This window comes from Enterococcus villorum, assembly GCF_007990225.1.
Classification (GTDB): Bacteria; Bacillota; Bacilli; order Lactobacillales; family Enterococcaceae; genus Enterococcus_B; species Enterococcus_B villorum.
The window spans coordinates 73649-85738 of the sequence record NZ_BJWF01000007.1; the positions used below are offsets into that span (position 1 = coordinate 73649).

Here is a 12090-nt window from a genome sequence, read left to right on the forward strand (position 1 = left end):
CAATGAAACAAGAATTTTCAATCAAAGGAATGAGTTGCAATCATTGTGTTGCTAGAATAGAAGAAACACTAAATCATCTAGAAGGTGTGAAAAAAGCAACTGTTAACTTAAAAAAAGAAACAGGAAAAATTAAATTTGATGAAACAAAAATTCAAGCAACAAAAATCTGCCAAGTCATCAATGAACTGGGTTATCAAGCAGAGGTGATTTGATGGAAGCACGAACAAAAATGGAAACATTTGTTATTACCGGTATGACGTGTGCAAATTGTTCCGCTCGAATTGAAAAAGAATTAAATGATCAACCTGGTGTTGTTTCTGCCACAGTAAATCTAGCAACGGAAAAGGCTACTGTGAAGTATCAAGAGACAACAGCAGATCAGTTGATCAAATGTGTGGAAACGATTGGTTATGGCGCTATTTTATATGATGAAGCGCATAAACAAAAAATTGCAGAAGAAAAACAGGCTTACCTCAAAAAAATGAAATTTGATCTTATTATAAGCATGATTCTGACTTTACCACTTATGCTTTCAATGATAGCCATGTTGTTAGGTAGCCATGCTGGAATCGTTTATTTTTTTCATCGACCAATCGTTCAATTGATTTTAGCATTGCCAGTTCAATTTTATGTGGGTTGGCGTTTTTATAAAGGTGCTTATCACGCCTTAAAAACAAAGGCACCTAACATGGATGTATTAGTGGCGATTGGAACGACTGCCGCCTTTATGTTAAGTATCTATAACGGTTTTTTTTCAAGCCATTCGCATGATCTTTATTTTGAAAGTAGTAGTATGATTATTGCTTTGATTTTACTTGGAAAATATTTAGAACACACAGCAAAAAGTAAGACTGGTGCTGCGATTAAACAATTGATGTCTCTTCAGATGAAAACGGCGCAAGTGTTGAAAAACGGGGAAGAAAAAACGGTTCCAATCGATGAAGTCGAAGTTGAAGACATTCTTGTGATTCGTCCAGGAGAGCAGGTACCGACAGATGGGCGAATCATTACGGGTTCTACTGCTATTGATGAAAGCATGTTAACAGGTGAAAGTGTTCCGGTTGAAAAAAAGGAGAATGATGTAATTTTTGGTGGGACGATCAACACGAATGGACTTCTTCAAATGCAAGTTTTGCAAGTGGGAAAACAGACAGTGTTAGCACAAATTATCCAAATGGTGGAAAATGCGCAAGGGAGTAAAGCTCCGATTCAAAAAATCGCGGATAAGATTTCAGGTATTTTTGTGCCGATTGTTTTAATTATTGCCTTTTTGACATTAGTAATCACGGGGGTTTTAACCAAAGATTGGCAATTAGCTTTGATTCATAGTGTTTCAGTCTTGGTGATCGCTTGTCCATGTGCGCTCGGGTTGGCCACACCTACTGCCATTATGGTAGGAACTGGTGTAGGAGCAAAAAATGGTATGTTAATTAAAGGCGGAGAAGCATTAGAAGCTGCTGCTCATTTAAATAGCGTTATTTTGGATAAAACAGGAACTATCACCAAAGGATTACCTGAAGTAACTGATATCATCGGTTCAGAAGATACTCTGGCACTTTTCTATTCACTTGAATATGCTTCAGAACATCCTTTAGGAAAAGCGATCGTTGCTTACGGAGAAGAAAAAGGAATTTCAGCTTTTCCAGTCACTGATTTTAAGGCTCATCCGGGAGCAGGTATTAGTGGACAAATAAATGATACATTTTATTTTATTGGGACAAGAAAACGTTTGATTGAAATGAACGTATCATTTGATGAGTTTCAAGAACAAGCGTTAGAATTAGAACAAGCAGGGAAAACAGTGATGTTTTTAGCAAGCGAAGAACGTGTATTAGGCATGATCGCTGTGGCAGATCAAATCAAAACAGATGCAAAAGAAGCCATTGTAAAATTACAACAACAAGGTATCGAAGTATTTATGGTCACTGGTGACAATAAATTAGCCGCACAAGCAATTGGTCAACAAGTAGGGATTGATCCTGCACATATTTTTGCGGAAGTTTTGCCTGAAGATAAAGCAAAATATGTAGAGCAGCTACAAAAAGAAGGAAAGAAAGTTGGCATGGTGGGAGACGGCATCAATGACGCGCCAGCTCTAGCGTTAGCAGATGTTGGGATTGCAATGGGAAGTGGAACGGATATTGCGATGGAAACAGCAGATGTGACATTAATGAATAGCCACTTGACGTCCATTTATCAAACAATCACACTTTCGGCGGTAACATTAAAAAAAATCAAACAAAATCTATTCTGGGCGTTCATTTATAATACGATTGGCCTTCCTTTTGCAGCTCTTGGTTATTTAAATCCCATTATTGCTGGTGGGGCAATGGCTTTTAGTTCAGTTAGTGTTTTGTTAAATTCTTTAAGTTTAAGTCGAAAAAAGTTGAGATAAGGCCATGGATAGTGAAAGGGATGAAAAAAATGAAAAAAGAAACGAAAGCAGAGAATGAAAGCAACGAACATGATTCAATGCTTAAAAAATCAGCTATTGAATCAAGTGATCGAAAAGATAAATCATCAGATCTCTCTTTTGATTCTCATGAACAAATGAACCATCAATCAAAAGAGACCACTATGAAAGAGATTGACCACAGCCAGATGCACCATAAACATATGAAAGACATGGAACATTCAAATATGATGGAGATGGATCATAGTCATATGCACCATGCACATATGAAAAACATGGATCACAATCAGATGGATCATGGACATATGGATGGGATGGATCACTCAATGCATATGGGAAATTTCAAGCAGAAATTCTGGATTTCTCTTATATTAGCGATTCCAATTATTCTTTTCTCACCTATGATGGGTATGGAACTTCCTTTTCAATTCACCTTTCCTGGCTCAAATTGGGTTGTATTGATCCTTGCGACAATTTTATTTGTTTATGGCGGACAGCCATTTTTAAGTGGCGCCAAAATGGAATTAAAACATAAAAGTCCGGCTATGATGACCTTGATTGCAATGGGAATTACAGTGGCTTATGTTTACAGCATCTACTCTTTTGTGGCAAATTTACTTAACCCACATAGTCATGTCATGGACTTTTTCTGGGAGTTAGCAACATTAATTGTCATCATGTTATTAGGTCATTGGATTGAAATGAGTGCAGTATCTAATGCTAGCAATGCCTTACAAAAATTAGCCGAATTGTTACCAGAATCTGTGAAACGCTTGAAAAAAGACGGAACAGAAGAAACGATTTCATTGAAGGAAGTCGTTGAAGGAGATCATTTAATCGTGCGTGCTGGAGATAAGATGCCCACAGACGGGAAGATTGTCAAAGGACAAACGATCGTGGATGAATCCGCCGTTACTGGAGAGTCAAAAGGTGTGAAAAAGCAAACAGGTGATTCGGTTATTGGTGGATCAATTAACGGAGACGGCACCATTGAAATTACTGTAACTGGAACAGGTGAGAACGGCTATTTAGCGAAAGTCATGGATATGGTGCGTAAAGCCCAAGGAGAAAAATCAAGACTAGAATTTTTATCGGATAAAGTAGCAAAATGGTTATTCTATGTGGCTCTAGTAGTAGGTATTACAGCCTTTGTTGCATGGCTATTTTTATCTAACTTACCGTATGCGTTAGAACGAATGGTCACAGTTTTCATTATTGCCTGTCCTCATGCCTTAGGATTAGCTATTCCTTTAGTGGTCGCTCGTTCGACTTCAATCGCAGCAAAAAATGGACTGCTTTTAAAAAATCGGAATGCGATGGAACAAGCCAATAATTTAGATGTGATCATGTTAGATAAAACGGGCACATTAACACAAGGAAAGTTTACGGTGACAGGGATTGAAATCTTAGATGAAAAATATACGAAAGAAGAAGCCTTAAAATACATCGGGGCTTTAGAAGCCAATGCTAATCATCCACTTGCCATTGGAATAATGAATTATTTAAAAGAACAAAACATTTCTGCTTACCAGGCTCATGACCAAGAAAATTTAGCAGGTGTTGGGTTAAAAGCCTTAGTCGAAGGGAAAAAAGTCAAGATCATTAACGAAAAAGAAGTGCAAAGAGTTGGTGGAAAGGTTGACTCTGAACGGTTAAAAATTTATGAAGAACAAGGCAACACCATTAGTTTTTTAGTCATTGAAGAAAAATTAGTCGCTGTCATCGCATTAGGTGATATCATCAAACCAGAAGCTAAGCAATTTATTCAAGCTATAAAAGAGCAAAATATTCGCCCAGTGATGCTAACTGGTGATAACCAAAAAGCTGCACAAGCTGTGGCTGAATACCTTGGTATCCATGATTTTTATGGTGGTTTATTGCCAGATGATAAAGAAGCAATCGTTCAAAAATATCTTGATCAAGGAAAAAAAGTGATTATGGTTGGCGATGGTATCAATGATGCACCTAGTTTGGCACGTGCAACGATTGGCATGGCCATTGGTGCCGGAACAGATATTGCCATTGATTCTGCAGATGTTGTTTTAACCAATAGCGATCCTAAAGATATTTTGCATTTTTTAGTATTAGCTAAACAAACAAGACGAAAAATGATTCAGAACCTTTGGTGGGGAGCAGGTTACAATATTCTTGCTATTCCTTTAGCAGTAGGAATTTTAGCACCAGTTGGTCTTATTTTAAGCCCAGCAGTTGGAGCTGTTTTGATGTCACTAAGTACCGTTGTCGTGGCTTTGAATGCTTTAACATTAAAATAATAGTTTTACAAAACGATTCAGTAAAAGAACTAAGAAAATCATCATGTAAAAGGTCATCCTATAAAAATAGAGCTATTCTTACAACACTGAAATTTGATTAAAAAATTTTTCAGAATGTAAAAGATGCGCTATTTTGTAAAGGTTGGCCTTTTTCGTTTTTCTAAAATGATGAACATCTTATTATCCATCATAAAAGTCGTACACTTTTAATAGGTCAAAATAGCCCATGTACTCTTTTTCAACGAAAATAACCCGCATTGAAAATTAATCGGCAGTTGCTTCCTCCTGATATAAGTTAAAATTAAATTAGAATTTTTTGTTTTTAGAAGAAAAATTATTTTTTTTCGTAATTGTTATATGGGAAGTTGTATTAGAATCGTACTTCTAATGAAGGCGCAAAAATAAGTGAGGGAGCACCAATGAACTGGCAGAAATTATTATCAAAAAATATTCAAAACCTTTTTATATTAATTAATCAAATGAAAGATTTATCTTGGAAGAAGACAGATTTAGCAGAAAAATTATTAGTAGATGCAAAAACGATTGATCGCTATCTCAAACGTCTAGAAGAAGGGGATTTTCCTATACAGTTGATCCAACATAAAAAAAACGTCCAATTGATCTATAACCAAGGTTATAGCGAGCCTTATTTACTATTTGATTTTCTAATCCATTCTTCTTCGTTTTGTTTATTAAAAGATTTAATCTTAAAAAATGGTTATCAACAAGAATATGATCGCTCTTCTCAAGAGCGCTTGAGAAAATGGTTAGGAGATTATCATTTATCTTTTTCTTATAAAAAAAAGAAAATTTACGGCTCGGAACGAAAAATTCGTTATCTATTATTTTGTTTTTTAAAAGATTTTCCTGTTTTTTTTGTGGACGATCCTGAACAAACTTTTTCAGAATTATTTATCCATTTGTTAGAGCAACGCCAACCAACGACAGAAGTAAAAATTTTAGATGAAAATCATACAGCCTTTTTTGAAATATTTCCAGAATTGTTGTTTCGCTATGAATACCATCTACCAATAGTGGAAAAAAATTACCGATGTATCGTGCGTTTAAGTTGTAATATCATCATAGAAAAATATTGGGAAAAAATTGAGCAAACACAGATTTATCGAAAAATCATGACTTTAACAGAAAAATTAGATTCATTATTCTGGTTGAACAGTGAATTTGAAAGTACAAATAAAACAACGATTACTAGAGTGATCTATCAAGAATGGCTACGTTACTCCATTGGTCTTCATGAACGAGTCATCAAAGAAGAATTTTATGCGTATAAAGAAAGCTTACGTCTGGTACCGAATGTCAATGAAAAACTTTATCAATACCGTATGGCTTTGCAACAAACACTTACATATCCATCATTTGAATGGGGACTACTATTACTTAAAGTGTTACAAGAACGTGGTTATTTAGAAATCTATCCTCCAGAATTAAAAATCGTCTTTTTTTTTCGCTACGACCATGAAGAAGCACGGCGTTTGGCTTCAGTATTAGATAAAACTCTTCGGCATAGAAAGCGTACCTCGATTCATGTTTGTACTAGGAGTACACCGCCTAATTATGCCCAATTAATCATTACCGATCATTTTTTTCCGCTAAGCAATAGCAAAAATCAAAAAACATATTTTTATCAAGCCTCTTTTGGAGTAGATCGACTACTTTCAGACATTGATTATTGGATTGATACAAAAAATTGATTTTTTTAATCTTTGTGTGGGTGTGTTATACTAAATGAGAAAAACAAAGGAGGATGTCCATTGGAATTAAAGAAATTAGAAGTTCCCACATCTTCGATCACAGAGGTTAAAAGATCGCCGATGGATGTGTTTGATCAAGCAAGAAAAGCTGAAACGGGTGTATATATATTTAATCGTGAAAAAGTCGCAGGAGTCATGCTTACGCAAGAACAATATGAAACGTTATTACAAGAGCTAGAATTATTGCGCCATACAGTTAATGAAAAAACAGAATTAAACCCAGAAAGTGTTGATTTGCTTGAGCAATATCCCGATCAATCGACGTCCATCGTTTCTACTTCTGAAGGATTAGATGAATTAGTCCAAACATTGAAACGATATTTAATTACAGGGGTGACGATTTCTGCAAAAAATCTAGATGAGCGAATGGTTGCTCTAGGATTCATTACGAAAAAAACTGGCTTTGGTGGGGTAGTGGACATGTTGAATGAACTGACAGCAACAGGAAAAATCAACTATCAGTTACGAAGAAAGCCAAATAGTCAGCCTGTTATTGCTGAAATCATTGGCGAACAAGATAGTCAATCTCAATTATTTGATAAAATTATTATTAAAAAAATTTATTTGCATGAACTCTAAGAGAAAATAGTGCTTAATTATTCTTTCAGAAAAAAGCTATGATTTTTCAAGTGCATGGTAAAAAATGCTGGAAAATCATAGCTAATTTATTTTCTATAGTTACGTTGATCTTTTCTAGAAATGGTTTTAACTTCTCTATGAGTAAAGATTCGAGCCCAAAAAGCCCCAAGCATCTGTGGGATCAAATATAATAGCGAAAGTAATAAAATAAGCATTGTGGGACGAAATGGTTGATAAAAAGAGTGCCAATCAGAAAAATAGAGATAAGCTAAATAAGAAGTAATTGTCGTACTAACATTTCCAAGAAAGAGAAAGAATAGCTGTTTCTTTTTGTGTAAGACAAAACCAGCATAAAAAGACAGAAAAATCAGAAAAATCAAACCAAAAACTGAATGATAACGAAAATCTAATAATAATGAAAAATAAACATACGGAATGAAAAATAAAAGTAACATAAAATATTTCCATTGTTTTCCCATAATACATCCTCCGCAAACGATTCGATTTAATTTTCTCTTATCTTTATTCTAGAAGCAAAAAAACATTAATCAATTCTTTTTTTATAATTTGTAGATTAAATGAATAAAATCTCATTGCCTTATCTTTAAAAAAAAAGATTTTCCCCCTAATTTTTTTAGAGAAAACGCTTATAGTAAGTAAAAGAAAAAATCTCGTAGGAGTAAAATGATGAAAAAGAAAATAAAACTTGAACACCTGTATTTATTTTTTTGGTTTTTTCCTATTTTTTTGCTACCTTTTACTTGGGTCAATGCCATCGTTCAAGGCGCGGAAATTTTAGGGCTGATTCGTGGTACTGGGATCGTTGTGATTAAAAATTTTCCTATTTTAACCATGATTTATTTTTTGGTTAGCGTTAGTTTATTGCTAACACATAAGTTTGTTCATAGTTATAATTGGCAATTGCTTCACTTTATTTTTATGTTAGTTTTTACCTCAATTTTTTCTGTTCTTCCGCGGATAATTATTGGGCCAAATGGGCTAAGTGAAAGCGGCATAAAAGACACGCAGTATACTACAATGTATCTTTTAACTATTAAACCTAGTTTTTACCTAGCAATCGTTTCTTTTTTTCTAGCAGTCGGTTTTTACTTTGCTACTAAGGTAAGAATCAAAGAAGAAACGATTCATGAAAATTGATTTGAAAATAATAGAGCGGTCAACACAGGAAACATTATCAGGCATTATATGCTCTGGTAATGTTTTTTTACGAGAAAATTACATAACTTAACTGGATATTTACACCTTTTATATGCTGGCTTTACAGTAGATTGTTATACTTTGTTTGTAAATAAGAAAGGGGTATATCGATGAAAAAAGTATTGTTTTCTTTAGGTGTTTTAGGACTCGTTTTAGCGGGATGTGGTTCTGGAACTGGCGGTACGGACGGTTCTGCGACACAAGCAAATGCAAATAATTCAGGTGATCAAGTCAAAATCGTAGCGGTCGGTTCTACCGCCTTACAGCCTTTAGTTGATGCAGCGCAAGAAAGCTTTGTTCAAGAAAATCCAAATTATCAAATTTCTGTCCAAGGGGGCGGAAGTGGTACAGGTTTAAGCCAGGTTGAATCTGGTGCAGTAACGATTGGTAATTCAGATGTCTTTGCAACAGAAAAAGAAGGCGTGGATGCAAGCAAATTGGTGGATCATAAAGTAGCAGTTGTAGGTATGGCACCCATCGTGAATAAAGACACGAATGTTAAGAATCTTACAAAACAAGAATTAATCGATGTATTTACTGGTAAAATAACGAACTGGAAAGAACTGGGCGGAAAAGATGAGAAAATCAATGTCATTAATCGTGCGAACGGCAGTGGAACAAGAGCAACTTTTGAGAAATGGGGATTAGACGGTGCTACACCAGTTCAATCGCAAGAACAAGATTCTTCAGGGACTGTACGCCAAATCGTTAGTCAAACACCAGGTGCTGTTAGTTATTTAGCTTTTTCTTATTTAGATGACACGACTCAAGCATTAAGTATTGATGGTGTGGAACCAAAAGAAGAAAATGTAGCTGACAACAGCTGGAAGATTTGGTCCTATGAACACATGTATACTAAAGGTGAACCTTCCCCAGAAGTCAAAAAGTTTTTGGATTATATGTTGACAGATGATGTACAACAAGGACCTGTGAAAGAACTAGGTTATTTGCCAATCACTTCGATGAAAGTCGAGCGAGATGAAACAGGACAAGTGAAATGATGAATCATGTATAAAAATACACCACTTAAAAGTATGTCTTTCAAAGGCATGCTTTTTTGATTAAAGAAACGAAAGTAGCGGATTTTCTGCAACCTCATATGACAGTATTGAAAGATTTTTTTAGCCGTTTTATAGGATTTTTTTCAATAAATGTATTATTGTAGTAGTAATAATACTATCGAGGTAAATTACAAATGAAAATATTTGATCGTAAACCAAAAGATGAGCGTAGTCAGATCAACCTCGCTCGATATACGCCCGATTATAAGGAGGGGCTTACAGAAAAACAGGTCCTAGAACGGGTAAATGCTCAAGCAACTAATAAAACAATCGATACTTCATTTAAGACGAACAAACAAATCTATTTTCAAAATATCTTCACTTATTTTAATTTAATCTTTATTGTTTTAGCGGTCTTACTTTGCTTAGTTGGTTCATACAAAAATTTAACTTTTTTACCTGTTATTATAGCAAATACAGGGATTGCCATTTATCAAGAAATTCGATCAAAAAAAATTCTCGACAACTTAAATGTTTTAAACTCAGCAAAAGTAACAGTTGTAAGAAATGGTACCGAAAGTAAAATTGACCTAGAAGATTTAGTTTTAGATGATGTCGTTTTATTAGAAACCGGGCAACAAATACCTGCTGATGGAATTGTTTTGTCAGGAAAACTCCAAGTGAATGAGGCCTTATTAACAGGAGAAGCTGATGAAATCACAAAGGAAGTCGATGATTATTTGATGTCAGGAAGCTTTATTGTTTCTGGCAGTGCTTATGTCCGTTTGGATAAAGTTGGGTATGACTCTTATATTTCTCAATTAACAGCGAAAGCAAAAAAAATGGGCGAAGGCGAACAGTCAGAGATGATTGCCTCTTTGAATAAGCTAATTAAATGGGTAGGAATCATTATTATTCCTTTAGGTATTACGTTGTTTTCACAAAGTTATTTTTTTAATGGTGATACTATCAAAGAAAGTGTAGTAGCCATGGAAGCAGCCTTGATTGGGATGATACCGGAAGGACTTTATTTATTAACGACAATTGCCCTAGCAATGAGTGCTGCACGTTTAGCTAAGCAGCGGGTATTGCTGCATGATATGAAAAGTATTGAAACGCTCGCACGAGTAAATGTGCTTTGCGTAGATAAAACGGGAACAATCACCGAAAATCAAATGTCCGTTCAAAAATTATTGATTGCTACTAACGATCAAGCAAGACAAAAAGCTGATAGAATAGAAGAACTGATTTCTGACTATGCAAAAATGATGGCCAATGATAATGCTACGATGGAAGCAATTAAAGAAGCTTTTCCCCATGGTTCAGATAAAGAAGTGTTAGCTATGTTACCTTTTTCGTCTGTTCAAAAATTTAGTAGCGTCACTTTTTCAGATGGTGTCTATGTATTAGGCGCACCAGAAATGGTTTTGCGAGATCATTTTTTGACCTATAAAAATGAATTTAGTCATTATACGTCTCAAGGTTACCGTGTGTTAGTCTTTGGTAGCTATCAAGGAAAACTAGAAAAGGCTGTTTTAGAAGAAGAAGTCATTCCTTTGGCTTATTTGCTAATTGCAAATCCTATCAGAAAAGAAGCACCAGCTACATTTGCATATTTTGAAGAGCAAGGAGTAGCGATCAAAGTGATCTCTGGAGATAACCCTCAAACCGTCTCAAGCGTTGCCTTGCAAGCTGGAATTGCCAATGCAGATAAATATATTGATGCTTCTCAACTTGCGGAAGAAGATTATTTAGAAGCGGTTGAAAAATACACCGTATTTGGGCGGGTAAAACCAGAACAAAAAATGGCATTCGTGCAACTTCTTAAACAACAAAACACAGTTACGATGACAGGCGATGGGGTCAATGATATTTTAGCCATGAAAGAAGCCGATTGTAGTATTGCTATGGCTTCGGGTAATGAAGCAACCATCCAAGCTGCACAAGTCGCTTTATTAGATTCTGATTTTTCACGAATGCCTGAAATCGTAGCAGAAGGACGTAAGGTAGTAAATAATATTGAACGATCAGCCAGCTTATTTTTAGTTAAGAACATTTTCTCATTCTTACTATCAATTTTCTCTGTATTGTTTGCATTGACTTACCCACTTGAGCCATCACAAATTACGTTGATTAGTCTGTTTACTATTGGGCTACCTTCATTCTTACTAGCTCTTGAAGAAAATAAACAACGAATCAAAGGGAAATTTATTTTTAATGTGATGGAAAAAGCCATTCCTGGGGGTCTGACAGACATGACTGTAGTAGGAATGTTAGTGATTGGCGGCGTTATCTTAAATTTAAATAAAACTGATGTTTCCACTGCATCCACTATGTTACTGATTGCTGTTGGTTTTCTTGTCCTCTATAAAATTTGTCAGCCCTTAAATCAATTTAGAGGTCGAATTATTTTATTTTGTGCAGGAGGGATTGTTTTTTCAGTCGTCTTTCTCCATACGTTGTTTTCAATTTCAGCCATTTCACCCGTCTCTATTTTGTTGCTTGTGATATTATTTTTTGCTGCAGACTCTATCTTTAGACAATATACGCATTACATCGAAAAATATAGTCGCCTTAAAAATGAGCAGAAAAAACGCACAATCGGCGAATGGTTCAAAGCATTATTTTCTGTTGAAATCCATAACGAAAAGAATGAATAGCATGAAAATTTAAAAAGGCGGTTAGGACTTGGATTCATCCAGTCCGAGCCTTCTTTTTCTTTAATTATTTAGTTTTTTGTGGGAAATGAGGAGACGTAACGAGTGATTTTTTTTATGTTTTCACTTCCCTCACTAGATGGGTTAAGTTTTTTGTTTTAAAATATTTCGTCGTCA

9 protein-coding genes are annotated in these 12090 nt (G+C 35.1%); 8 read left to right on the forward strand and 1 reads right to left on the reverse strand.

What is annotated here, in order from left to right; genetic code table 11:
* The first annotated feature begins 2 nt into the window (after positions 1-2).
* The 5 genes from copZ to EVI01_RS04700 all read left to right on the forward strand — a co-directional run bounded on the left by copZ (position 3) and on the right by EVI01_RS04700 (position 7037).
* Positions 3-212 carry a copper chaperone CopZ gene (gene copZ, locus EVI01_RS04680; protein WP_010752400.1) on the forward strand — a complete coding sequence of 70 codons (210 nt, stop codon included), beginning with the start codon at positions 3-5 and terminating at the stop codon, positions 210-212.
* Positions 209-2395: a heavy metal translocating P-type ATPase gene (locus tag EVI01_RS04685; protein ID WP_276324905.1), complete on the forward strand. Its 2187-nt coding sequence runs from the start codon at positions 209-211 to the stop codon at positions 2393-2395. The genes copZ and EVI01_RS04685 overlap by 4 nt, the downstream gene beginning before the upstream one ends.
* A gap of 206 nt (positions 2396-2601) precedes the next feature.
* Entirely contained in the window at positions 2602-4686 is a 2085-nt protein-coding gene (gene copB, locus EVI01_RS04690) for a copper/silver-translocating P-type ATPase CopB (RefSeq protein WP_244150160.1), read from the forward strand.
* 419 nt (positions 4687-5105) lie between these two features.
* Positions 5106-6398, forward strand: coding sequence for a hypothetical protein (locus EVI01_RS04695; RefSeq protein ID WP_010752397.1), 1293 nt, complete (start codon positions 5106-5108; stop codon positions 6396-6398).
* Between the two features lie 60 nt (positions 6399-6458).
* Positions 6459-7037 (forward strand): hypothetical protein, encoded by a 579-nt coding sequence (locus EVI01_RS04700; protein WP_010752396.1) that lies wholly within the window; start codon positions 6459-6461, stop codon positions 7035-7037.
* Positions 7038-7123: 86 nt separating this feature from the next.
* Here EVI01_RS04700 and EVI01_RS04705 read toward each other — a convergent pair whose 3' ends face one another.
* Positions 7124-7516 carry a hypothetical protein gene (locus EVI01_RS04705; RefSeq protein WP_010752395.1) on the reverse strand — a complete coding sequence of 131 codons (393 nt, stop codon included), beginning with the start codon at positions 7514-7516 and terminating at the stop codon, positions 7124-7126.
* A 208-nt stretch (positions 7517-7724) separates the two neighbouring features.
* On the opposite strand from EVI01_RS04705, the gene EVI01_RS04710 reads away from it, so the two are divergent.
* The 3 genes from EVI01_RS04710 to EVI01_RS04720 all read left to right on the forward strand — a co-directional run bounded on the left by EVI01_RS04710 (position 7725) and on the right by EVI01_RS04720 (position 11916).
* Entirely contained in the window at positions 7725-8195 is a 471-nt protein-coding gene (locus EVI01_RS04710) for a hypothetical protein (protein ID WP_010752394.1), read from the forward strand.
* A gap of 170 nt (positions 8196-8365) precedes the next feature.
* On the forward strand, positions 8366-9256 hold the full coding sequence (locus EVI01_RS04715) for a phosphate ABC transporter substrate-binding protein (protein WP_010752393.1): 891 nt from the start codon (positions 8366-8368) through the stop codon (positions 9254-9256).
* Positions 9257-9450: 194 nt separating this feature from the next.
* A complete protein-coding gene (locus EVI01_RS04720) occupies positions 9451-11916 on the forward strand; it encodes a cation-translocating P-type ATPase (RefSeq protein WP_010752392.1) in 2466 nt (821 codons plus the stop codon).
* Positions 11917-12090: the final 174 nt, after the last annotated feature.